Raw genomic sequence first — 23,157 nt, 5'->3', positions numbered from 1 at the left:
CGGGGGCAGTTGTGGATCGGGTAAAGGAAAAGGCAGCCCAAGAGCTGCCTTTTGAAATTCACATGATTCCGTTCGAAATCAGAGGTTATCGGTCAGAGGTTATCCGATTGTGGCATGCCCAGAACATGGAAGCCGCCGTCGACCCTGATGATCTCACCAGTGGTGCAGGCACCTGCGTCAGAAGCGAGGTATACGGCTGTGCCGCCCACGGCCTCAAGCGTTGCGTTGGAGCGCATGGGAGCGTTCTGGTCGGAGTGTTTGAACGTCTTGCGCGCACCGCCAATGGCCGCGCCTGCCAGCGTCTTCATCGGACCGGGTGAGATTGCGTTGACGCGGATGCCTTCGGGGCCAAGGTCGTTGGCCAAATAGCGGGTGGCGGATTCCAACGCGGCCTTGGCCACGCCCATCACGTTATAGTTCGGCACAACCCGGTTGGAGCCGAGATAAGTCAGCGTCAACAGCGTGCCGCCGTTTTCCTGCATCATCGGATAGGCACGACGCGCCACCTCGATGAAGGAATAGGCAGAGATATCCATGGAATTTTTAAAATTCGCACGGCTCGTGTCCAGGAAGCGCCCGGTCAGCTCTGATTTGTCAGAATAAGCGATGGCGTGGACCACAAAATCAATGGTCGGCCAGCGTTCGCCCAATTGCGCAAATGCAGTATCAAGCGAGGCATCATCGGTGACATCAACATCCACCATGAAATCGCTGTCGACGCTTTCTGCGAGGGGTTTCAACCGCGTACCAAAGGCTTCGCCCTGGTAGGTGAAAGCCAGTTCCGCACCCGCCGCATGCATGGCTTTTGCGATGCCCCATGCTATCGAGCGCTCGTTTGCGACGCCCATGATGAGGCCGCGCTTGCCTTGAAGAACTCCAGACATTGGACGTTACCCTTTGTACTTGCTCAAAACCATCGACCCGTTGGTGCCGCCAAAGCCGAAGCTGTTGGTCATAACGGAATCCAGACCTGCATTTTCCACCAGATCGGTTGCCACTTCGCCGGGCAGGATGCCTTCGGCGAGGGTGTCCACATTGATCGACGGCGTGATGAAATCGTTTTCCAGCATCAGCAGACAGAAAATGGTCTCAAGCGCGCCTGCGGCACCCTGTGCGTGACCGGTCATCGATTTGGTGGATGAAATCGGAGGCACCTTGCCTTCGCCAAAGACACGACGTGCGGCTTCGACTTCGCCGACGTCCCCAACGGGGGTCGAGGTGCCGTGAGCGTTGATATAGTCAACCTTGCGACCCTCGGGCAGAGTTTGCAGGGCCAGACGCATCGCGCGTTCGCCGCCTTCGCCGGAAGGGGCAACCATGTCGTGGCCGTCGGAAGTGGCCGCAAAGCCCGTCACTTCGGCATAGATCTTGGCACCGCGCGCAACGGCGTGGTCCAGCTCTTCCAGAACCACCATGCCGCCACCGCCAGAGATCACAAAACCATCGCGGTCCTGATCAAACGCACGCGAGGCTTTGGTTGGGTCGTCATTCTTTTTCGACGACATCGCGCCCATGGCGTCAAACAGGCAGGACAGGGTCCAGTCCAGCTCTTCACCGCCGCCTGCAAACATGACGTCTTGTTTGCCCATCATGATCTGTTCAGCCGCGTTCCCGATGCAATGCAGCGAGGTTGAGCAGGCCGAGGTGATCGAGTAGTTGATCCCCTTGATCTTGAACGCAGTTGCGAGGTTGGCCGAGATCGTGGACGACATGCATTTTGGCACAGCAAAAGGGCCGATCCGTTTGGTCGCGCCGGTTTTCAACACAGTCTGATGTGCGGTCAGCATCGCCGATGTGGATGGACCGCCGGAACCGGCAACCAGACCAGTGCGCTCATTGACGATCTGGTCCTCGGACAGGCCCGCATCTGCGATCGCCTGGGACAGCGCGATATGCGCATAGGCCGCGCCGGGGCCCATGAAACGCAGGGTGCGTTTGTCGACCAGCTCTTTCAGGTCCAGATTGATGGTGCCCGCAACCTGGCTGCGAAAGCCGTGCTCTGCCATTTCCGGGCTGGCTTCGATGCCGGATTTCCCGGCTTTCAAAGAGGCCAAGACCTCTTCGGCATTGTTCCCGATCGAGGAAACGATCCCAAGACCGGTGACGACGACACGACGCATACGTGCACTCCCTTTTCTGTTAAAGCCTTACTAGGCTGTGTGGGGCAGGGGTGCAAGGTGGGACAGGTTGTTAAGGAGACGCGCTGATTGAGGGGCGGTTATGCGGACAAAGCTACCGTCAAACTTCATGCCTATCGTTCGCGGTTGATGGTGATGAAACGACGAGAAACTCCGCGGCCGTGCCGTCCTCGTTACGGGCTTGATGAACCGTACCGTTGTCAATTTGCAGGCCATCCTGAGCGCTGAGTTTTATGATCGACCCTTCGACCTCTAAGGTCAGCACTCCGCTTAAGACGTAGAAGAATTGCGTGGCTATTTTATGAAAATGCCTAATTTCATAGGTATCAGGCGGCATCTTTTCCTGTTTCACGGAAAGCGCCTCCGTAGCAACGAATGGCCAACCATCACAAACATCCTGCCACAGGTAATGTGCAGCCTTCTCTTTATTAGTTATGTTCAAAGTAATTTCCTAACTTCCTAACTTGCCCTGCTGCGCAAGCTTTCTGCACGGTCCTGTGTTCGTCAAGTTAAGATATCGTTTCAATCTCGCAGGTCTATTTGGGGCTCACACCGGACATTGGCTACAAAAAAAAGAGGCCTGGTGGCCTCTTTCGTGTCTGGTTACAGATAACAGATCTAACTTTCCGTCTCAGCTCTCGCTCAGCGCCACTTTCATATCTTTGACCTGATAGATAACTTCCCCATCGGCCTCTACAATACCATCCGCAACACCCATGGTCAGACGGCGGGTTTGGAGTGCTTTGGTAAAGTCGATTTTATAAGTAAGCATCTTGCGGTCAGGGCGCACCATGCCGGTCAGTTTGACCTCACCCACACCCAGCGCATAGCCGCGACCCTGCCAGCCACGCCAGCCAAGGTTAAAGCCGGTCAGCTGCCACAGCCCATCCAGGCCCAGACAGCCGGGCATGATCGGGTTGCCGGGGAAGTGGCAGTCAAAGAACCACAGGTCCGGAGTGATGTCGAATTCCGCAACAATATGACCTTTGCCATGGGCTCCACCATCGCCACTGATGTCGGTGATCCGGTCCATCATGAGCATCGGAGGCGCCGGAAGCTGCGCATTGCCGGGGCCGAACAGTTCGCCACGGGCACATTTCAGCAGATCTTCCTTGTCAAAGGTGTTGGGGTATTCGGCCATACTGGCGCTTCTCCTGCCTGGTACATATGTTTTATCTGGCTTCCTGTAACACCGGCGTAACCTGTCCTGCAAGGGCGCAGCGGGTATTCGATAGGGGGAATAACACTCAGTTGCGAGTGAATTTCATTTGAACTCGGGGGGCAGGTGGCCTTATATATACGATCAGCAATAAGAGCCAGGAACAGACATGACGCCCAATAGCGTGGAAAAGGCGACCGAGTGGCTGGTGACGGCGGGCTTGCGCCCGACGCGGCAGCGCGTGGCCTTAGCTGAATTACTGGTCGGAGACGGCAAGCACCGCCATGTCACCGCCGAAAGCCTGTTCGAATCCGCCAAGACGCGCGGCGCGGCAGTGTCGCTGGCAACCGTTTACAACACGTTGCGTGCATTCTGCGAGGCGGGTGTCTTGCAGGAAATCACGGTCGACGGCTCCAAAAGCTACTTTGACACCAACACTCATGATCACCCGCATTTCTTCCAAGAGGACGAGGCGTCGCTGTCCGATGCACCATCCGAGGAATTGGTGATCCAACGTCTGCCAGACGCGCCCGAAGGGTTTGAGATCGCATCCGTCGACGTTGTGATTCGCCTGCGGAAGGTCTGAGTTTCTATCCAGAACATTCCGGCGTGTTTGAAGTCGCAATATATCGATAGAAATTTCGCTCCACGTAGCTCCAGTAGTAAATCCAGCACTCGCCTTTTGCACTGGCGTGAAAGCGGCGAAACGGTTCATCAAAATCGCGCAGTGAATGGAACAAGGAATGGTGGTGCGTGACCTCCAAGTTTTGCTGTGACGCTCCTTGCCGCAAGACATATGCAATTCTTAAGTCAAAAAGCATGAATGCTAGTAGAATGCCCACCAGAGCTGCCGGTGCGATCATCCATATTCTCGCCGTAGGGCGAATGGTATGAGCTGTTTTGCGCAAGGCGACCAAGGCTGCTGTTGTGCAAAGAGCAGAAACTGTGACCAGAAAAACCAAAATGAAAGTCAGCCTAGGTTCGCTTATGACGGTACTGATGGCGAGTATGGGCAATATAGGCGGAAAGAGAACCACTACGGTTCCCTGTAATCCGCCAAGAGCAAAACCGAATAAGGTAATCGTCGCTGATATATGATAGTAAAGAACCAGCCCAAAAGGAGTTTCTCGTCCGGCTCTTCGTCTTTGGAAGTGTATCCAACCTGGAACACCCCACCAAATCAATGGAAGGCTTAAGATGAGGGGCATGATAAAAGAAACTTCTATCATTGTGTAATCAAAACCACTGTCCCGGCTCCATCAGCCCCAAATCCAGCAATTGGCGTGAATGCCATTCAAAGGGTGTGGAATTGTGCCAGCGAAAGCTGTCGATCTCAAAACGCGAGCCTGGATTGCGTCTCAGCGCCTTGGCGGTGCGGAAAGAACAGATCGCAGCCGTCAGGTTATGGTGCCACGGGCAGGAAAAAGTGTTGTATTCCTGATCATTGAACGTGTGGTCGCCCTGCAGTTTGAGGCCAGGCTTGCTTTTGAACAACGCGATACGGTCAATTTTGCGGCTGGCTTGCGGGATGTGTTCCTCATACCGCCAGCGCACCCCGCCAAAGAAATCAAGCTGGCGTTCGCAGGGGTGACCGGTCTCGGGGTCTTTGCGGGCCTGCGCGTAATAGCCTGACTTATCCAGATGCGCCTGATCCAGTGAAACAGCTGATGGGGTCTGCGGCAAATCACCGGCATACAGATCAATCACATAAGTTAGCATCGCATCGCGGCGTTCCTCGGTATGGAACGCCAGCATTTCGCCAACGGTGCGCGTTTCGCAGAACGGGTAGAACAGAAATTCCGCGTTGTAACAGTAATAGAGCCAGCACCCTTGGGGCACGCGCGCATTGATGTCGTTGACCGCATTGGCCACCGCATTCTGCGGCGTACAGTCAAACGGCACCCGATGCACTTTTGACGCGACATCCTTGGGGATATCAAAGGCATCCGGGGTCAGTGCGACCACATGTTTGAAGCCGCAGTCCAGGTGATGGCGCAGGGTGGTTGCGATCTCGACGTCATCTTCGACAAAGATGAGCGCAACGGGGCCTTTGCCCAACTGTGATGCCTGGCTGAGGAAATCGTCAAACGAAAGATACATAATGCCTGTCATCGCGTCCGGTCCGTAATGCCATTCTGGCCTTTTGCTGTAAAATCGAGTAATTGCGCCTCCATTGCAAGCGGTACGGTTTCACGCTATGTGCCGCGGCTGATCTCACCCTGTTTGGAAGGCTGACCGCGATGAGTGCTCCAAAGAAGCTATATATCAAGACCTATGGCTGTCAGATGAACGTCTATGACAGTGAACGCATGGCGGAAACGCTGGGTGGGCAGGGTTATGTTGAGACCAAAAGCCCCGATGATGCGGACATGATCTTGTTGAATACATGTCACATCCGCGAAAAAGCGGCTGAGAAGGTCTATTCCGAACTGGGGCGCTTCAAAGGGTTAAAAGCCGACAAGCCGGATCTGAAAATCGGTGTCGCAGGCTGTGTCGCGCAGGCTGAGGGCGAAGAGATTATGCGCCGCCAGCCCTTGGTGGATCTGGTTGTCGGCCCACAAAGCTACCACCGTCTGCCTGAGATGGAAGCCAAGGCGGGGCAGGGGGAAAAGGTGCTGGACACCGATTTCCCCGAAGAAGACAAATTCGAAAAGCTGAAACGCCGCCCCAAGGCCAAACGGGGTCCGACCGCATTTTTGACGGTGCAGGAAGGCTGCGACAAATTCTGCGCTTTCTGCGTGGTGCCTTATACACGAGGTGCCGAAGTGTCGCGTCCGGTGGATCGTATCCTGACCGAGGCGCGGGATCTGGTTGAACGCGGCGTGCGTGAGATCACGCTGCTGGGGCAGAACGTCAACGCCTATCACGGCGGAGGCCCGAGTGGCGGTGACTGGTCGCTGGCGCAGCTGATCTGGGAGCTGGACAAGGTCGACGGGCTGGAACGTATCCGCTTTACCACCAGTCACCCCAACGACATGCAAGATGACCTGATCGAAGCGCATGGCAGTTGCAAGAAACTGATGCCTTATCTGCACCTGCCGGTTCAGGCGGGGTCCGACCGTATTTTGAAACGGATGAACCGCAGTCACACGGCCGAAAGCTATCTGCGCGTGATCGAGCGTATTCGTGCGGCGCGTCCGGACATTTTGATCTCGGGTGATTTTATTGTCGGCTTCCCGGAAGAGACCGAAGAAGACTTCCAAGCCACGCTCGACCTGATCGAAGAAGTGAAATACGGCACCGCCTATTCCTTCAAATATTCGACTCGTCCGGGCACGCCCGCGGCAGAGCGCCCGCAGGTTGACGTTGCCGAAGCAGACGACCGTTTGCAGCGCCTGCAGGCATTGCTGACCCAGCAACAGAAAGAAATCCAAGACAGTATGGTTGGTCGCGAAGTCGGTGTCTTGTTTGAACGTGCGGGGCGCAAACCGGGGCAGATGGTTGGGAAATCCGATTACCTGCACTCCGTCCATGTCGAGGATTGCGGCCGCGAAATTGGCGATCTGGCGCGCGTTCGGATTGTTGAATCGCGCACCAATTCCTTGGCCGGTGAGTTGATCGACTGACTGCACTACGCCTTTTGAGTGAGAGAACCGCCGCATCTGTGGCGGTTTTTTTGCATCCCGTGCCAAAGTGAGTCTCTATTGCATCGGTATTGCATCGGTTCGGGCAACAATTTCCTTAAAATTGTTTTAGTGTTCTCAATTCTGAATTAACTTGTGTGGAAAGAATTGAATTAATCCGCGCCCTGTGTCCTTAAAGCGGGTATGATCGTGCGGAATTAGGTCAAAACCCGTCTGTGTGCGGGTTTGTTTTGTGGCCTTGTTGAGGGAAACGGAGCGAAGGATTTCGGGTCGTGGTGATTGAAAAAGCAAAAACACTAGGTGCAGTCGTTGCTGCGGGTGCATTGGCGCTGGCTCTTGGGGTTTCTGGTGCTGCGGCCCAGACGCGTACAATTGTGGGTGAACGTTACATTCCAACCATCTGGGTCGATCCGGATGGGTGCGAACATTGGGTGATGGATGATGGCGCCGAAGGCTTCATGACCCCGCACGTGACCCCAGATGGCAAGCCGGTTTGCCGCCGGGGTGAGCTGTGCGGCATGATGCCAACGGATCAATTCTTTGCCACCGACAAGCATTACATTAACGCGGCAGGACGCGAGCGTCTTGAAGACTTCTTCAATTCGAAAAAAGGCAGCTTCCGCGGGTTTGTTGTTGCAGGTCACACCGACAGCCGCGCCTCTGATGAATATAACATCAGCCTGTCTCAGCGCCGCGCCGGTGCGGTAGCAAATGTTGCGCGTTCCGTTGGTGCCCGCTTGTTCGACGTGCGCGCCTATGGTGAACGTGATCCGCGCCAGCCGAACACGAATGCTGCAAACATGGCGGAAAACCGTCGTGTCGAAATCTACTGCCTGCGTTAAGGGAGAGTGAGTATGAAAGTTACCAAGGTTTTCGCCCTGATCGCAGTTGCCGGCCTGACCAGTGCATGTTCGGCAGGCCACGGTGTGGTTGGCCCGAATAAATCTCTCGACCGGGGCACCGACAGCAAGGATCTGTCGCAGCTGACCGCCGGGATCTGGGTTGATCCAAACGGATGTGAGCATTGGATTATTGATGACGGTGTCGAAGGGTATGCGGACCTGCGCCGTACCCCAGATGGCAAGCCGGTTTGCAACAGCGAGCTGCCACGCAATGTTGCAACAGGCCCGTTCAAACAGGGCTCCAATATTGCTGACAGCCTCTGATCTTATTGGCGATAAACTGCTTAAATGGCCGCCCCTTGGGGCGGTCTATTTGTTTCACTTACATGAAATCTCGTGATCGGAGCTTGCGCGGCGGCGGGGACAAGGGCAGACTTAACCTGTAACGCCGGAAACAGGAGAACCGCTTGGCCTTTGGTGCCCCGAACCCTGCAGAAGACCAGACCACGACCCATGAAGTGCTCTTGGAATTCCCTGATAATCGTTTGTTGATCGACCTTTGTGGTGAATACGATCGACACCTGGCTGAAATCGAACAAAAATTAGGTGTTCAAATCGTCCGACGAGGCAATCTGCTGTCGATCATGGGCGATGCTGAAATGCGTGAACAGGCGGCGGCTGTACTGACCGCGCTCTACGACCGATTAGAGACCGGGCGCAGTGTTGAGGTCGCCGATGTGGACCGCGAGCTGCGCATGGACACCAGGGCGGCGGAAGAGCCGTCGACCGGTGACCAGCTTGAAATGTTTCGTGGCGGCAAGGTTGAGATCAAGACTCGTAAAAAGCTGGTTGAGCCGCGCACCGATGCGCAGAAAGCCTATGTCCAGTCGCTGTTTGAGCATGAAATGGCCTTTGGTATCGGCCCTGCAGGCACGGGTAAGACCTATCTTGCGGTGGCTGTCGGTGTGTCGATGTACATCACCGGACATGTGGACAAGATCATCCTATGTCGCCCCGCCGTCGAGGCAGGTGAACGCTTGGGCTTTTTGCCCGGCACGCAGGAGGAAAAGGTCGATCCCTATATGCAGCCGCTTTATGATGCGTTGAACGACTTTTTGCCCGGCAAACAGCTTGCCAAGCTGAAGGAAGAAAAGACGATCGAGATTGCACCATTGGCGTTTATGCGTGGGCGTACCTTGTCCAATGCTTTTGTTGTGTTGGATGAGGCGCAAAATGCCACGACCATGCAGATGAAGATGTTCCTGACCCGTCTGGGGGAGGGCTCGCGTATGGTGATCACAGGTGACCGCAGTCAGGTTGATCTGCCGCGTGGCGTGACCTCTGGCCTGCGTGATGCAGAACGTCTGCTGGGCGATGTGCCAAAGATCAGCTTTAATTACTTCACATCGCGCGATGTCGTGCGCCATCCTCTTGTGGCGGCTATCATTGAAGCATATGAGGCCGACGAAGCACCGGCATAACGCCTGTGCCCGTTGGATGAAAGCATGTTGGACATCGAGATTGCAGACAGCCGCTGGCAGGACACGGCGCTGGTCGACCTTGCGCAAGAGGCCGTTGATGCCACGCTTGCACATATGTCGCTGGAGGCCGAGGACTGCGAATTGGTTATCCTTGCCTGTGATGACGCGCGGATTGCCGAGCTCAATTCGGAATTTCGTGACAAGCCCAAGGCCACAAATGTGCTGAGCTGGCCAGCCGAAGAGCTGGCAGCCGAGTATCCAGGCGCAAACCCGGCAATGCCTCAGTCGGATTTTACGGGTGAAATTTCCCTCGGCGATATTGCGATTGCCTATGAAACCTGTGCACGCGAAGCTGCAGAAGCAGGGAAACCGATCGTTGATCACGTGCGACATCTGGTCGTTCACGGAATGTTGCATCTTTTGGGTTATGATCACATTCGTGACGAAGATGCTACTTTGATGGAAAGAATAGAGGTGGAGATACTTGGCAAACTAGGTATCCCTAACCCATATACATAAATAGACGACCCTATTGTGGGGCCTTAACGGATAGGATTGATGGGCGACATTGAAGGCAGTTCTAACGCAGCGCAACGCGCGCTGCAGAACGACAACGAAGAGGTGATGAGGTCAATCGACACCTCAAAACCTGGTTTTCTCAGCCGATTTTTCGGCAATCTGTCGGCCAACGAGCCTCCAAAACCCGTTGAAGTGAATGGCTTTGCGCCCGTTCCTCAGCAGCCGCATGGGATGATAAACCTGCGCCGCTTGCGGGTGGAAGATGTGGCAACGCCCACCGCTGAAATCGTGTCTATCCCGGCCGCGATCACCCAGGACGAGCTGGTTCAGGTGTTTCGCGACAGTGGTTTCACGCGAATCCCCGTCTACGAAGGCACGCTGGATACGCCGATTGGCATGGCGCACCTGAAGGATTTTGCGCTGACACGCGGGTTCAATGGCGTTTCCGATGATTTCGACCTGACACAGATGCTGCGCCCGCTACTCTTTGTGCCGCCTTCAATGCCCATCGGGGTCCTTTTGACCAAGATGCAGGCCGAACGTCGCCATATGGCGCTTGTCATCGATGAATACGGTGGCGTCGACGGGCTTGTGACCATCGAAGATCTTATCGAGCAGGTCGTGGGTGAGATTGAGGATGAGCACGACGCAAACGAGCTGCAGACCTGGTTCCAGGAAAAGCCCGGTTGTTTTGTGGCGCAGGCGAAAACCCCGCTGCCGGAATTCGAGACAGAGTTGGGGCGATCTCTGACGGCCCATGAGGACATCGACGAGGAAGAGATCGACACCTTGGGTGGACTGGTCTTTATCCTTTGTGGACGGGTGCCTGCGCGCGGAGAAGTGATCCGCCACCCCGAAGGGATCGAGTTCGAAGTGATGGATGCCGACCCGCGCCGGATCAAACGACTGCGCGTGCGCTTGCCGCAGGCCGCGGCGGAGTAGGCGCAAAATGCTGGGGCTCTTTGGGCCATTGGGTCTTGCGCTGGGTCTTGGCGCTGTCATGGCCCAGGGTCTGGCGCCAACAAATTTGGTCTTTGCTGCCCCGGTGGCGCTTGTTGGTATTGCCTTTCTTTTCTTACGCGAAACCACATGCGCGCGTGCTTGGTGGCTCGGCTGGTGTTTCGGGGCCGGGTATTTTGCCACGGGTCTGTCGTGGATCGTTGAACCCTTCCAAATAGATGCGGCGACCTATGGTTGGATGGCACCTTTTGCCCTGGTGCTTTTGGCCGGGGGGCTTGCACTGTTTTGGGGCGCGGCCTTTTGTGTGGCGCAGCGGGTGAGCCACGGCAATTGGCGTATCCTTGCGCTGATTGGTGCTTGGTCGTTGGTGGAGTTCCTGCGTGCCTACGCCTTAACCGGTTTTCCTTGGGGCGCATTGGGGCAGCTTGCGGTGGGTGATCTTACCCTGCGGCTGCTGCCATGGATCGGCCCGCAGGGGGTCGCCTTGGCGAAACTTTTGGTCTTCCTCCCCTTGCCACTGGTGCTGCAACAAAAATGGTGGGCGCTGCTTCCGTCCGGGACGGCTGTCGCGATTGTCTTCACGGTGCTGCCGCCGCTGCCAAAACCGGCAGATGTCGCAACAACGGATCATCTGGTGCGTTTGGTCCAGCCCAACGCCCCTCAGGATGAGAAATGGGATCCAGACAAACGCTGGGACTTTGTCCGCCGTCAGGTCGGCTATTCTGCGATCGCGCCGAAGCCGGATTTGATCGTCTGGCCGGAAACGGCTGTGCCGCAGCTGTTGAACTATGCCACCGATACGCTTGGGGTGATTTCGCAATCCGCCAATGGCGCGCCGATCTTGATGGGTATACAGCGCGAAGAGGACGGGAAATACTTCAACTCAGCAGTGCTGTTGGACGCCGCAGGAACACCGCAAGAGACCTATGACAAGGTGCATCTGGTGCCCTTTGGCGAATACATGCCCTTCCCGGATCTTGTGGCGCGCTTTGGCATCTACGGTCTCGCGGCGCGGGCGAATTCCGGATACACGGCCGGGGCGAACCAGCCTGTTTTGTCCTCACCGGTTGGGCGGTTTTTGCCGCTGATCTGTTATGAGGGCGTGTTCCCGCATGAGGTCCCAACCGTTGCGGATCGCCCCGATTTTCTCGCCTTGTTGACTAATGACGCATGGTTCGGCACCTACTCCGGCCCCCAGCAACATCTGGTTCAGGCGCAGATGCGCGCGGCGGAACAAGGTCTACCGATGGTCCGGGTCGCAAACACCGGTGTTTCTGCCATGATTGACCCCTTTGGCCGCATCGTGCCCAACGCATTGATCCCGCTGGGGCAGGCGGGATACGTTGACGCACAGCTTCCAGCGCCGCTGCCCGCGACCCTTTATGCACATACGGGTGACTGGCCCTGGTTGGGGTTTTGCGTCTTTTTTCTCGGAATACCCGCATTTTCCCACATTTATGTGGCGCGACGCAAACAGGCGGTTAAGGTCTCGTCTCTATAACATTGACCTTGAAGCACACTCCGCTTATGCGGGGAGAACCTCTTGTCACAACGGCTTCCTGGCGTGACAAGTTAAACCAATGGAGCACCTCCCAATGACACGATTAAATTACACGTTTACTTCGGAGTCGGTATCCGAAGGTCACCCAGACAAAGTCTGTGACCGGATTTCCGACGCTGTGTTGGACGCATTCCTGGCCGAAGAGCCGGAAGCCCGCGTCGCAGCAGAGACCTTTGCAACCACAAATCGCGTGGTTATTGGGGGCGAAGTCGGCCTGTCCGATCAGGACAAGCTGCACGACTACATGGGCAAGATCGACGCGATCACCCGCGCCTGTATCAAAGACATCGGATACGAACAGGATAAATTCCACCACGAGACGGTGGAAATTACCAACCTTCTGCACGAGCAATCTGCACATATTGCCCAAGGCGTCGATGCCGCCGCGGACAAGGACGAAGGTGCCGGCGACCAGGGGATCATGTTTGGCTATGCCACGGATGAGACGGACGCTTTGATGCCCGCGCCGATCCAGTATTCGCACGCCATTCTGCGACGTCTGGCCGAAGTGCGCAAAGACGGCACCGAGCCTGCGCTGGGACCGGATGCGAAATCGCAGCTCTCGGTCTCTTATCGCGATGGCAAACCGGTTGGCGTCAGCTCGCTGGTTCTGTCGACACAGCACCTGGATGAGACGCTGACATCAAACGACATCCGCGCCCTTGTCGAGCCTTACTTCCACGAAGTTCTGCCCGATGGCTGGCTGACGGATGAAACCGTCTGGCACGTAAACCCAACCGGGAAATTCGTGATTGGTGGTCCGGATGGCGATGCGGGTCTCACGGGCCGCAAGATCATCGTGGATACCTATGGCGGTGCCGCGCCGCATGGTGGCGGTGCCTTCTCCGGCAAAGATCCGACCAAAGTGGACCGCTCGGCGGCTTACGTTGCGCGCTATCTGGCAAAGAACGTGGTCGCCGCTGGCATGGCCGAACGCTGCACCATTCAGCTGTCTTACGCGATCGGCGTGGCCGCACCTTTGTCGATCTATGCGGATCTGCATGGCTCTGGCAAGGTTGAGGCTGCAGCGATTGAAGCCGCAATCCCTCAGGTGATCGACCTGACGCCCCGTGGCATTCGCACCCATCTGGGCCTGAACAAGCCGATTTACCAACGCACCGCTGCCTATGGCCACTTTGGCCGGACGCCGGATGCGGATGGTGGGTTCAGCTGGGAACGGACCGATTTGGTGGATGCATTGGCCAAAGCGGTCTGAACGCAAAATTCAGCAAAGTGAACGAAAACGGGCCTCAGTGGGGCCCGTTTTTCTTTTGTCTGTTCGTCCAATTTACCATCGCAGGCGAGGGCGATTGGGGCTAATCAGGGGCGCATGGATAAAACAGCAGATTTTGAGATTTTTCTGATGGTGCCGCCTGGGTTGGAACACCCGCTGGCGGCCGAAGCGCGTGATCTGGGTTTTAAGGTCTCACAGATCATCCCTGGCGGCGTGGTGACACGCGGCGGCTGGTCGGATGTTTGGCGCGCGAACCTGTGCTTGCGCGGGGCCACCCGGGTTTTGGCGCGCATCGGAGAGTTTCGTGCCTTCCACCTCGCACAGCTGGACAAACGCGCGCGCAAGTTTCCCTGGGCGGACGTGCTGCGTGCGGATGTCCCGGTCAAGGTTGAGACCAGCACCAACAAAAAGTCCAAAATCTACCATGCCGGCGCGGCAACACAGCGTATCGAAACCGCGCTGACCGAAGAAATGGGCATCCAAATCTCAGAGGATGCGCCCCTCACGGTTAAGCTGCGCATCGACGACAATACGTGTGTCTTTAGCATCGACACCTCCGGTGAGGCGCTCCACAAGCGCGGTCATAAGCCCGCCGTTGGCAAAGCGCCCATGCGCGAATCCATGGCGGCCATGTTCTTGCGTGAGTGTGGGTATTCGGGGACAGAGCCTGTTGTCGATCCCATGTGCGGGTCGGGTACATTCGTCTTGGAAGCGGCCGAGATCGCGGCGGGCGTGCATCCAGGCCGCAGCCGCGCCTTTGCGTTTGAACAGCTGGCGAGCTTTGATGCAGCGGCCTGGGACGCGATGAAAGAAGACACGGCGCAAACGCAACCTGCTGTCGCTTTCTACGGATCAGACCGCAACGCCGGCGCCGTCAACATGGCGCAAAAGAACGCCGCGCGCGCTGGCGTCGATGAAGTGTGCCACTTTACCCATGCCTCCATCAGCGATCTGCAACCCCCCGCAGGTCCAAAAGGTTTGGTGATGATCAACCCGCCCTATGGTGCGCGCATTGGCAATAAAAAGCTGCTGTTTGCTCTGTATGGCTCGGTGGGAGAGGTTCTGATGAGCCGATTCAAAGGATGGCGCGTTGGGATTGTCACCAGCGACACCAGCCTGGCCAAGGCGACCAAATTGCCCTTCCTGCCAACGGGCGCGCCGGTTGCACATGGTGGGTTAAAAGTGCGCTTGTTCAAAACAGATCCGCTGGCCTAAGCGCGGCAATCGATCAACATAACACATTCATTTTTACTTATTTTAAGACCGCATAAGGAGAATTTGGGCCTGCCTTGCCCAAATATATTCAGAATTCCACCTTACACATAATCTCTGGTGCAAGGCCTTTTGTTTCTTGGTTCTAGGTATTGGAGGTAACGATGGATGGGTCTGTAACCGATCGTGTGCGGCTGATCTCAGGTCTCGCAGCAAGCCATTTTGGTAAGGATGTTGTGGCGGTCACTCCGCTCAAAGACTCGCCGTTTTCGTCTGTGCGAATTCAGTTTTCGGATGAAGCCGTCATTGCCTCTCAACGACGCAGTTTTCGCCGCACGCATTTGGAAGCACTGGTTCTTGAACAGCTTTCGCCAGTTTGTGACGATGTTCCGGCCTACCTTGGCATGACGGACGGGATATTGTTCCAATCGGACCTCGGCGGCATTCGTCTTGATAAAGAAGTTATGGGACACGATCGCGCTGACCAGCTTGAACTGGCGGCAGAGGCCTGCGCGTCGATCTTTCGATTTCAGGCTGCGGCGCGGCAAACCGGGGTCGGACGCTTGGTTCCCAAGATCGGCACCACACAGGAATGGATGGAAAACCTGGTGTGCTCTGTCGACGCGCTGCAGCTGTTTTCAAGCGGCATTCCCGACAGCTTTGACTATCAAGCCGTTGCCGACAAGATGACCGTGACCCATTGGGCGTTCGTCAAATGGCATTGCAGACCCAGTTATGCGGTCATTTGCGACGACGGGTTTCTGCGTTGGAACGGGTTTGAGCTGTCTGGCACGCGTCATGGCGCCGAAGATCTGGCGTGGCTCTTGGGCGATGAAAGCTGGCCCCTGGCGCCCGAAGATCTGATCCAAGTCGTAAAAGACACCTATGATCAAACCTCTGGCGTGCCGTTTGATGACTACGCGGAGTACCTCGCGATATATACGGCGCTACATTGTGTGCAGCGCTTTAAGTTGATTATCATGGATGCGCAGGAGCATGGTTGGCATTGCGAGATGGAGAACACCCACAAGGAACACCCCGGCGTTGACCCAGTCTTTGCCTCTCAACTGTGTCAGGTGGGTGCCTTTATGGCTGATCGGTCCCAATTGACCCGGGCCCTGGTGCCAAATTTCGAGTTAACTGCACGAACCATTGGGACAATCTCTGGATCGTGATAGCGGGCTTTGTCCGCGGAGATGGCGGTGTCGAGCCGCCGCCAAACCTGCTAAAACCATCTGCTCAGCCGAAGTTACGGTGACGGGCAGAAATTGGCTGTCAAAAGCGGATTGATAGATGGCAGATTTGGCAGGATCGGCGATCAACGCAAGGTTTTGACCCAGCCAATACGGCCGGGTGGCGGCCAATTCAGCACCCAGAAGAACGCCCCAGGTTTGGGATGCTGCGTCGCTGTCCTTGAGCGCGCTGGCATCCGCCGACCACTGCACGCTGCTAAGCCGCGAGGCCAGAGCTTCGGGTCGGGACAGACCATCCTGCAGAGCATCCTGCAAAACCTTTGTGTCCACCGTGTCCTGCGCGCCCATCGCATGGGCGAGTTTGGGCGTCAGCGTGCTGTCGAAACTGACCACTTCATTGGCGCTGACCATCACCCAAAAGCTGCGCTCTTGCACAATACAGATCACGCCGTCCCAACCGGGGTTGAGCGATAGAAACCCGTTGATCTGGCAGGCGGCGCTGTCTAGGCGGCCGACGGGCTTTGCCTGCGCAATACAATGTACCGATAGAACGTCCACATCGCCATAAGTGGAGGGTTGGACCGCCAATTCCACGCTTTTTGCGGGTGTCATGGCGACGGGCGCATCCGTCAATCCACAGGCGTAGACCGGTGCGGTAGGCCAGTCCGTTTTGGACAAGAATTCCGCCACATCCGCAGCAGTGGGCGTTACTGCAGAGGTCAAACCGACTTGATCCACGACACTGCGCCCGTTCATGCGCCACAACGTGAGAGTCTGGCCCATGCAGGATGCAGCCACCCAATTGTCCGAATTCGAATCTCTCGCCATATCGTTGCGTACCCCACTGATGCGTCGAAGCAGAAGGCATACATTCCTGCGTCTTTTTGGTAAACTCCTGACCGTTCACCGTATCAATCGGATCGCCCTTCTGGCCCGACTTGAATACCTTTGGATATGTCACGGCGCAGAAGTCAAAGCTGACTGAGCTTCAGTGGACCCGTTCTTTTTACCGAAAAATCTATTGTTAGCGCCACGGCGGCGTTTTCCGCCAGAAAGCATCAGAGGTCCGCAAGCATTGTTTGACGACAGTGGCAGCCGGGCCGTGGGAGCACCGGAAATGGCGAAGGTTTATGAAAACATGTCAGACGTAGTTGTCCCCCGGCGGCGGTTGTCGCTTCCGGCACAAGAGGTTGCGCGCAGTCTCATCGAGGGTGGGCGAGATGTCGCGGCGATTTCCATAGGCGGGCGGACCTTTCAAGAATTTCTTACTGAAGAAAACCCAATGCTGAGCTTTCGCGAGATCGCCGCTTTTTTTGAGCGATGCGCCTTTTTGAGTGAGGACCCTGATTTTGGCTCTATCATGGGGACTCGTCGGGATTTTCGCGCCACTGGCCTTGCAGCCTATTGCGCGCTAACAGCGCCAACGGTGCAGGAGTTCTTTTTGTCCTTTTGCCGCACTGTGCGGTGCTACACCGATGGTGTGGATATCCAGTTTTCCGATTTGGGCCATTTGGTGTGGACCGTAAAAGAGCCGTCTCAGTTGCCGCATCACCAATACATGGAATTTTTATCTGTGCTTTTGTTGAAATCAGCTCGCATGTATCTGAAGCCAAGGTCCGGGGCACAAGGGCTTGAAGCAAAGGCGGTGTGGATGGATCTGCCGCAAACTGCGTCCACAAAAAAACGCAGCCGGTTTTGGGGCTGTCCGGTTCAGAAAGAAAATGGACGGCTTGAAATGCGGTTTCAACTGTCCGATCTGTCCCGGCGCATGCGCAGCGCTGATCCCTATTTGCATAGGTTGATGGAAGATTTTGCTGCGCACCACCGCGCAGACGAAGAAGCGTTTGAACAAACGTTACATTTCCGTCTGAAGGCCGTCATCTATCGTGATCTGTCGGACCAGAAACTCACCCAGGCAAGTGTGGCGCAGGAATTGGGAATGAGCGCACGCAGTTTGTCCCGCGAGTTGAGCAGTCAGGATCTGCGTTTTTTCTCAGTTCTTGATGAAATCCGGCGTGAAATAGCGAAAAGCTATTTGTGTGACACCGAGTTGGCCCCGTCAGGCATTTCCAAAGCTTTGGGCTTTGCGAGCTTAAGTAGTTTTACGGATGCATTCAAACGTTGGTTTGCGATGACCCCAGGGCAATTTCGCAGCCTGCATGGATTCGCCGTGAGACCAGATAGAGATTCTGCCCAAAGGAATTAGAGTCGTTGCTCGTTGGGCTTAACCTCATGATCTATTTTCAAGCTTTAGAAACAATTCCTATACAAAAGTTAAACTGTTTACATCGTAAGACGTGATCTTAACCAATATTAACCGTAACCTAGCCGTATAGTGTATTTCGCAAAAAGCGTCTCAAATTTAAGGTAAAAGAGTAGACGAAGATTTCGCCGCAATTTTCGGATAGCGAACCACGATATTTCGAAGGTTCGCCTCCGGGCTTTTAGACAGACACGCACGTTGTGGGATGTGCACAGGGGCAAACATGCGCCTGGCCTGTTTTTGTGTGTGCGTCGAATGTTGGAATGGTGGGGACTGTTTATGGACGATTTGCTTGCGCGGGACAAAGGGTTGCCCTTTGTCGGACAACAGACCAACGCAGTATCGCTGCAGGGCGCAGCGGGCTGTGCGGATGCCCCGTCGCAAACCGCAACGATGCCAAAAGCGGCCAGCGGGTTTTACGGTGGCCTGTTGCGTCGCGGTGCTTACGGTCGTCTCGGCAAACGTGGTTTGGACCTTTTGCTAGTGGTTGCCGCGCTTCCTCTTGTTGTGCCGATTATTGCGCTCTGTGCGGTTGCCCTGTGGGTCGAAAGTGGTCTGCCGTTTTACCGTCAGAAACGCTTGGGTCGGAATGGACGCGTCTTTTCGATCCTTAAACTTCGCACGATGGTGCGCCAGGCAGATACGATGCTTGCCTATTACCTCGACGCGGATCCCGCGTTGCGAGCGGAGTGGGATGCGACGCAAAAGCTGAAAAATGACCCACGGATCACACCTGTTGGCCGGTTCCTGCGGGTGACTTCGCTGGATGAGCTTCCGCAGATTTGGAATGTGCTCACGGGCGACATGAGCCTGGTTGGCCCCCGCCCGATGTTGCCCGACCAGCTTGAGATGTACGGCAGCTCCGATGCCTATTTCACGATGCGTCCAGGTATCACGGGAAAATGGCAGGTCTCTGCCCGCAACGAAAGTGGGTTTGCCGCGCGACAATTGTTGGATCGGGAGTATGTGTCCTTTGTCAGCCTGCGCGAAGATTTGCAGATTATGCGGCGCACTGTGGGCGTGGTGCTGCGTGGCACCGGATATTGAGACGTCGAACTGGCGCGAATGCCGTTCGACAGCGAAACAAACTGATTAAAGATGTTAAGACATGGAGATTTCAAGATGAAGGACCTATGCGAATTGGGTAATTCGGACCACATTGGTGAGCAGCAAGAACTAGGCGCGCATCCATCGCTGGAGGGGAGCCTCATGTCTGAGCCGAAAAAGATAAAGAGTTTTCACCGCCGCAGCCGCACCTCGCAGACTGCGCCATCTGGCCCTATCGCTGTGGAGCCTCCGGCAATGGCGATCGAACGCGCCCCCGAAATCTTGATGGAACCAGAAGCTAAGCTGCCCGTGCGTGAGCCAGTCGAAGACCCGCGGACCCCAGTGTGGAGCCGTCTGCGTGTCGGCAAAATCGACGCGGCGCAAGTGGTGCGCCGGGCCTTGCCGCTGGTGGATCGCTTCCGCGACACCGAAAGCGCAAAAGCCATTGATCTGCTGCGCACACGGCTGTTGCATACCCTGCGCGCCCAAGGGTGGCGTCGTGTGGCGATTGCAGCCCCGACCAGCGGGTGCGGAGCCACCTGGATGACGGTCAATCTTGCGCAGGGTTTGGCACGTGTTCCCAATTCGCGCACCATCGTGATGGATATGAACTTCCGCAAACCAAATGTCGCCCGTGCGCTGGCATTGTCCGATGATGGTGACATGGTTGGTTTCCTGTCGGGACGGGTTCCGGCCCATCGCCATCTGATGCGGTTGTCTGACGGCTTGTCGGTTGGCCTTAACCGGGCTGGCAAAGTCTCTGGTTCGGAGATTCTGCAAAATCCAACCACCAGCAAAGCCATCGACACGATGATGACAGACAGCCGCGCGGATGTGGCCTTGTTTGACCTTCCGCCCGTGCTGGAACACGATGATCTGACCGCGTTTTTGCCGCAGGTGGATGGCGTTCTTCTTGTGGCGGATGGCACCCGCACCACTGCCAAGGATCTGGCGGCCTGTGAAAAAATCCTGGCCGGCCATACGCAATTGCTTGGCGTTGTATTGAACCGTGCGCGCGCGGATTAAGCGCAGGGTTTGAAACTCTTCCCGGTTTTGTCATAGTTTCGCCTGTTTGCCGTGGTCCAACAGGGCCATGCTGCTGCAGGTTCGATGTGGCTGCGTCCACTAACCGGTTTTAGAGTATCGCAATGGGTCCGATCTATACACTGCGGGATTTCCTCGACATGGTGCGCCGACGTGCGCGCCTCGTTGTGACTGTCACTCTTTTGGGGTGCATTGCTTCGGTGTTTGTCGCGTTGCAGCGCGACCATACTTATGAATCAGCGGTCGTGATCCAGGTGACCCAGCCCATGATCGCCGATGATCTGGCGCGCTCCACTGTTGATGGATCTTCCGCGCGGCGCATTCAGCTGATCGAACAACGCCTCATGACCCGTAGCATGCTGCTGGATATCGTTGATAAGCTTGGCATCTATGCGGATACGCCCGCCATGAAGGCGTCGGAAATCGTCACGAACATGCGCCAATCGATTTCCATCACAGGTGTCGCTGCCGCACGTGAAGGTTTTGCGGACGATGGCACGATTTCGGTGCTCACGATCACCGCGACCATGGGCACGCCGTTGATGGCGCAGCAGGTGGCTGATGAATTTGCCGCCAGGTTGGTGGAGCTGAGCGTTCAGACGCGCATTCAACAGGCGCGGGAGACGTTGGAGTTCTTCGCCGAAAAAGAAAACGCAATCAAAGACGAACTGGCGCGTCTTGAAGATGAAGTGACCCAGTTTCGGTTTGAACATGACATCTCGCAACCCGGCGTGATTGAACTGCGCCGTGGTGAGATTGCGCAACTCAATCAGAGCCTGTTGGAAATCGCACGCGAGATGATCACGCTGCGCCGCGCTGCGGATCAGGTGAACGAGGGCGAGCGCCCGGCAACCGCGCGGCGCAAATTGGCGGAACTGCAGGAAGAGATTGCGACGCTGGATGCTCAGAACACATTGCTGAGCGAACGAAAGGCCGAGTTGGAATTGGCCTTGCAGACCTCACCGCAGGTGGAGCGCCAGCTGGGGACTCTTGATCGCCAGATCCAGCAATTGCAGAACCAACTGGCCTCAATCGTGGAACGACGTAGCGAGGCTGAGGTGGGATTTCGTTTGGAAAACACCAGCCAATCCGAAAGGCTGACCATCATCGAAGCCGCGTCCTGGCCCGACTTCCCGGTCAGTGGCGGGCGCAAAAAACTCGCGATTATGGGGGGCTTTGCGGGCTTCATCTTTGCGATTTGCGCAGCCTTTGCCATGGAATTGATGCGTCCTGTCTTGCGCACGGCAGCTCAGATGGAACGCGAAACCGGGTTGATGCCGGTTGTGTCTGTTCCCGAGTTGAAGACCGACGCGCGTTCCATAAAACGACGCAGGAAGCTGCAGCAAAAAGCCAGACAGTCGCGCGTTTGAACCCGGTCCTTTGCGCTGGTTACGGGCGCAACGCTGTGACCATCGCAACGATTAAATCCCAATGGATGTGCAAGGCGACATAACCAACACCCAAGGTCAAACCAGCCATAATGCCGTCATGAAGCGGATCCCAAACCCTATGTTTGAGGGCAAGCGCGATGATGAACGGGTAGGTGAACAAAAGCGCCGCACCCATTGCCGCAATGCCGCCCGGCAGGCCAATGGACGCGACACCGAACAAGAACAAGACCGTTTGCGAAATGGCGCGCGCCGCGCTGACCATAAAATAGGTCTTACTATCACCCGCAGCCAAGGCGGCTTGATCATAGGTCATGACAATAACGGCCGGAGCAAGTGCGAGGGCGAGCGGTACGATAATGGCACCGGCCAAATGATACCGTTCATCATACAACAGTTCGACCAGCCACGGACCAATGATGGCCATGATCCACACAAGCGACAGGATGCCAGCTGACAGCGCAAAGCGCAGCATGCGTTGTTTGCGGCGGCTGGTGTGATCTGCGTTCGCCAGCGCGTCGCGGTAGACCGGGATCATCAGTCTTTGATTGACGGCATACCCCAGCGCCATGGGAAAGCTCGCTAGGAAGAACGCGATATTGTAGACGCCCAGGGTTTCCAGCGAAATGAATTTACCCAGGATCGCGCGGTCACCTTGGGTCGTAACAAACCAGAAAGCGGTAGACAGGAAAATCCACTTACCAAATCCGATCAACTCGCGAGCGGATGCCTTGTCCCAGTGAAACCGGTTGCGATGTCCGGGCAGGTTGATGTGGGTGAACATCACATAAGTAAGCGACTGCATCACGGTTCCAAGTACCAGCGCCAGAACAGATTGGGTGAGAAGGGCAACACCAACCATAAGGGCGAGGCTGACAAATTGGCTGGCCAGTTCAAGCTGCGTGACCCGTCCGACCATCAGATGGCGATGTGCTGTTTCAATGCGGGTGGTTTTGAATCCCTCGACCGCCAACATGGTCCCGGCCAGCGGCAAAATATAGGTCAGATCCGGCACGTCATAGAACTGCGCCACCGGCCAGGCGAGCAGGAAAGTGACGCCCCACAGACACAGTCCACGCACCACTTGGATGCTCCAGGCGGTGTCCAGAAAGGCCGGGTCATCTCCGCGATCGCTTTGCAGGATCGAGGGGCCAATGCCGACATCAGAAAACAGCACAAGCCCAGTGACGATCACGGTCACAAGGGCCATCATGCCAAAGGCTTCGGGAAACAGGATACGCGTCAGGATCAGGTTTGAGGCCAATCGCATGGCCTGACCGCCGCCGTATCCGACAATCATCCACGACGCCGACCGCAGCGCCCGGGCCATCAACCCCGATCCCTGCAATCGCGCAAGTACACTCGCCATAAACTATTCCCTCGTTCCGTCACTTTACGCTAGGCATGCGGCAAAAGCGGGTCAATCGTGACCACGCGGCCATGTGCGCCTTGATCCTTTGCTGGTAGTGTTGTGGAAACAAATCAATCGAATTCGCGGGGATTTTTGCGAATTCAATTGATAATATGATGCA

At 56.1% G+C, this 23,157-nt stretch carries 23 protein-coding genes and 1 riboswitch; of the genes, 15 read left to right on the top strand and 8 right to left on the bottom strand.

Annotation, left to right across the window (positions count from 1 at the left end; translation table 11 throughout):
* Nucleotides 1–92 precede the first annotated feature (92 nt).
* From KMP13_RS08730 to fabA, 4 genes are all read right to left on the bottom strand, one after another.
* Complete coding sequence (locus KMP13_RS08730; protein WP_215265471.1) at nucleotides 93–884, bottom strand: enoyl-ACP reductase FabI; 792 nt, start codon at nucleotides 882–884, stop codon at nucleotides 93–95.
* Between the two features lie 6 nt (nucleotides 885–890).
* A complete protein-coding gene (gene fabB, locus KMP13_RS08725) occupies nucleotides 891–2,120 on the bottom strand; it encodes a beta-ketoacyl-ACP synthase I (protein WP_215265470.1) in 1,230 nt (409 codons plus the stop codon).
* Between the two features lie 118 nt (nucleotides 2,121–2,238).
* A complete protein-coding gene (locus tag KMP13_RS08720) occupies nucleotides 2,239–2,580 on the bottom strand; it encodes a cupin domain-containing protein (RefSeq protein WP_215265469.1) in 342 nt (113 codons plus the stop codon).
* Between the two features lie 189 nt (nucleotides 2,581–2,769).
* The gene (gene fabA / locus KMP13_RS08715) at nucleotides 2,770–3,279 is read right to left on the bottom strand and encodes a bifunctional 3-hydroxydecanoyl-ACP dehydratase/trans-2-decenoyl-ACP isomerase (protein ID WP_215265468.1); all 510 of its coding nucleotides are present in this window, start codon (nucleotides 3,277–3,279) and stop codon (nucleotides 2,770–2,772) included.
* Between the two features lie 187 nt (nucleotides 3,280–3,466).
* On the opposite strand from fabA, the gene irrA reads away from it, so the two are divergent.
* The gene (gene irrA / locus KMP13_RS08710; protein ID WP_215265467.1) at nucleotides 3,467–3,883 is read left to right on the top strand and encodes an iron response transcriptional regulator IrrA; all 417 of its coding nucleotides are present in this window, start codon (nucleotides 3,467–3,469) and stop codon (nucleotides 3,881–3,883) included.
* A 4-nt stretch (nucleotides 3,884–3,887) separates the two neighbouring features.
* Here the strand turns inward: irrA and KMP13_RS08705 are convergent, their stop codons facing one another.
* Both KMP13_RS08705 and KMP13_RS08700 read right to left on the bottom strand, forming a co-directional pair.
* The gene (locus KMP13_RS08705; protein WP_215265466.1) at nucleotides 3,888–4,526 is read right to left on the bottom strand and encodes a hypothetical protein; all 639 of its coding nucleotides are present in this window, start codon (nucleotides 4,524–4,526) and stop codon (nucleotides 3,888–3,890) included.
* Nucleotides 4,527–4,533: 7 nt separating this feature from the next.
* Complete coding sequence (locus KMP13_RS08700) at nucleotides 4,534–5,409, bottom strand: glycosyltransferase family 2 protein (protein ID WP_251363748.1); 876 nt, start codon at nucleotides 5,407–5,409, stop codon at nucleotides 4,534–4,536.
* Nucleotides 5,410–5,537: 128 nt separating this feature from the next.
* Between KMP13_RS08700 and miaB the strand changes: the two genes are divergently transcribed.
* From miaB to KMP13_RS08650, 10 genes are all read left to right on the top strand, one after another.
* Nucleotides 5,538–6,863, top strand: a complete 1,326-nt coding sequence (gene miaB, locus KMP13_RS08695; protein WP_215265465.1) for a tRNA (N6-isopentenyl adenosine(37)-C2)-methylthiotransferase MiaB — start codon at nucleotides 5,538–5,540, stop codon at nucleotides 6,861–6,863.
* Nucleotides 6,864–7,156: 293 nt separating this feature from the next.
* The gene (locus tag KMP13_RS08690; RefSeq protein ID WP_215265464.1) at nucleotides 7,157–7,723 is read left to right on the top strand and encodes an OmpA family protein; all 567 of its coding nucleotides are present in this window, start codon (nucleotides 7,157–7,159) and stop codon (nucleotides 7,721–7,723) included.
* A 12-nt stretch (nucleotides 7,724–7,735) separates the two neighbouring features.
* Complete coding sequence (locus KMP13_RS08685; protein WP_215265463.1) at nucleotides 7,736–8,047, top strand: hypothetical protein; 312 nt, start codon at nucleotides 7,736–7,738, stop codon at nucleotides 8,045–8,047.
* Nucleotides 8,048–8,190: 143 nt separating this feature from the next.
* On the top strand, nucleotides 8,191–9,204 hold the full coding sequence (locus KMP13_RS08680) for a PhoH family protein (protein ID WP_215265462.1): 1,014 nt from the start codon (nucleotides 8,191–8,193) through the stop codon (nucleotides 9,202–9,204).
* 24 nt (nucleotides 9,205–9,228) lie between these two features.
* The gene (ybeY, locus tag KMP13_RS08675) at nucleotides 9,229–9,723 is read left to right on the top strand and encodes an rRNA maturation RNase YbeY (RefSeq protein ID WP_215265461.1); all 495 of its coding nucleotides are present in this window, start codon (nucleotides 9,229–9,231) and stop codon (nucleotides 9,721–9,723) included.
* A 39-nt stretch (nucleotides 9,724–9,762) separates the two neighbouring features.
* Nucleotides 9,763–10,665: a hemolysin family protein gene (locus KMP13_RS08670; protein ID WP_215265460.1), complete on the top strand. Its 903-nt coding sequence runs from the start codon at nucleotides 9,763–9,765 to the stop codon at nucleotides 10,663–10,665.
* Between the two features lie 7 nt (nucleotides 10,666–10,672).
* Entirely contained in the window at nucleotides 10,673–12,184 is a 1,512-nt protein-coding gene (gene lnt, locus KMP13_RS08665; RefSeq protein WP_215265459.1) for an apolipoprotein N-acyltransferase, read from the top strand.
* A gap of 39 nt (nucleotides 12,185–12,223) precedes the next feature.
* Nucleotides 12,224–12,271, top strand: a riboswitch (SAM-SAH riboswitch).
* A 7-nt stretch (nucleotides 12,272–12,278) separates the two neighbouring features.
* The gene (metK, locus tag KMP13_RS08660; protein ID WP_215265458.1) at nucleotides 12,279–13,460 is read left to right on the top strand and encodes a methionine adenosyltransferase; all 1,182 of its coding nucleotides are present in this window, start codon (nucleotides 12,279–12,281) and stop codon (nucleotides 13,458–13,460) included.
* 114 nt (nucleotides 13,461–13,574) lie between these two features.
* Nucleotides 13,575–14,693, top strand: a complete 1,119-nt coding sequence (locus KMP13_RS08655; RefSeq protein ID WP_215265457.1) for a THUMP domain-containing class I SAM-dependent RNA methyltransferase — start codon at nucleotides 13,575–13,577, stop codon at nucleotides 14,691–14,693.
* A gap of 161 nt (nucleotides 14,694–14,854) precedes the next feature.
* Nucleotides 14,855–15,865, top strand: coding sequence for a hypothetical protein (locus KMP13_RS08650; RefSeq protein ID WP_215265456.1), 1,011 nt, complete (start codon nucleotides 14,855–14,857; stop codon nucleotides 15,863–15,865).
* Here KMP13_RS08650 and KMP13_RS08645 read toward each other — a convergent pair.
* Nucleotides 15,827–16,666, bottom strand: a complete 840-nt coding sequence (locus KMP13_RS08645; protein ID WP_215265455.1) for a 2-dehydro-3-deoxygalactonokinase — start codon at nucleotides 16,664–16,666, stop codon at nucleotides 15,827–15,829. The genes KMP13_RS08650 and KMP13_RS08645 overlap by 39 nt on opposite strands.
* A gap of 334 nt (nucleotides 16,667–17,000) precedes the next feature.
* Between KMP13_RS08645 and KMP13_RS08640 the strand changes: the two genes are divergently transcribed.
* From KMP13_RS08640 to KMP13_RS08625, 4 genes are all read left to right on the top strand, one after another.
* Nucleotides 17,001–18,089 carry an AraC family transcriptional regulator gene (locus KMP13_RS08640; RefSeq protein WP_215265454.1) on the top strand — a complete coding sequence of 363 codons (1,089 nt, stop codon included), beginning with the start codon at nucleotides 17,001–17,003 and terminating at the stop codon, nucleotides 18,087–18,089.
* Nucleotides 18,090–18,425: 336 nt separating this feature from the next.
* Nucleotides 18,426–19,193: a sugar transferase gene (locus KMP13_RS08635; RefSeq protein ID WP_435370350.1), complete on the top strand. Its 768-nt coding sequence runs from the start codon at nucleotides 18,426–18,428 to the stop codon at nucleotides 19,191–19,193.
* Nucleotides 19,194–19,355: 162 nt separating this feature from the next.
* Nucleotides 19,356–20,219 carry a tyrosine-protein kinase family protein gene (locus KMP13_RS08630; protein WP_215265453.1) on the top strand — a complete coding sequence of 288 codons (864 nt, stop codon included), beginning with the start codon at nucleotides 19,356–19,358 and terminating at the stop codon, nucleotides 20,217–20,219.
* A gap of 122 nt (nucleotides 20,220–20,341) precedes the next feature.
* Complete coding sequence (locus tag KMP13_RS08625) at nucleotides 20,342–21,607, top strand: GumC family protein (protein ID WP_215265452.1); 1,266 nt, start codon at nucleotides 20,342–20,344, stop codon at nucleotides 21,605–21,607.
* Between the two features lie 19 nt (nucleotides 21,608–21,626).
* On the opposite strand, the gene KMP13_RS08620 is transcribed toward KMP13_RS08625, so the two are convergent.
* Nucleotides 21,627–22,994 carry an oligosaccharide flippase family protein gene (locus KMP13_RS08620; protein WP_251363747.1) on the bottom strand — a complete coding sequence of 456 codons (1,368 nt, stop codon included), beginning with the start codon at nucleotides 22,992–22,994 and terminating at the stop codon, nucleotides 21,627–21,629.
* Nucleotides 22,995–23,157: the final 163 nt, after the last annotated feature.

Origin of the sequence: Epibacterium ulvae, from assembly GCF_018678075.1 — a bacterium.
GTDB classification, from domain to species: Bacteria; Pseudomonadota; Alphaproteobacteria; order Rhodobacterales; family Rhodobacteraceae; genus Epibacterium; species Epibacterium ulvae_A.
This window is presented reverse-complemented; position numbering and strand designations above follow the sequence as displayed.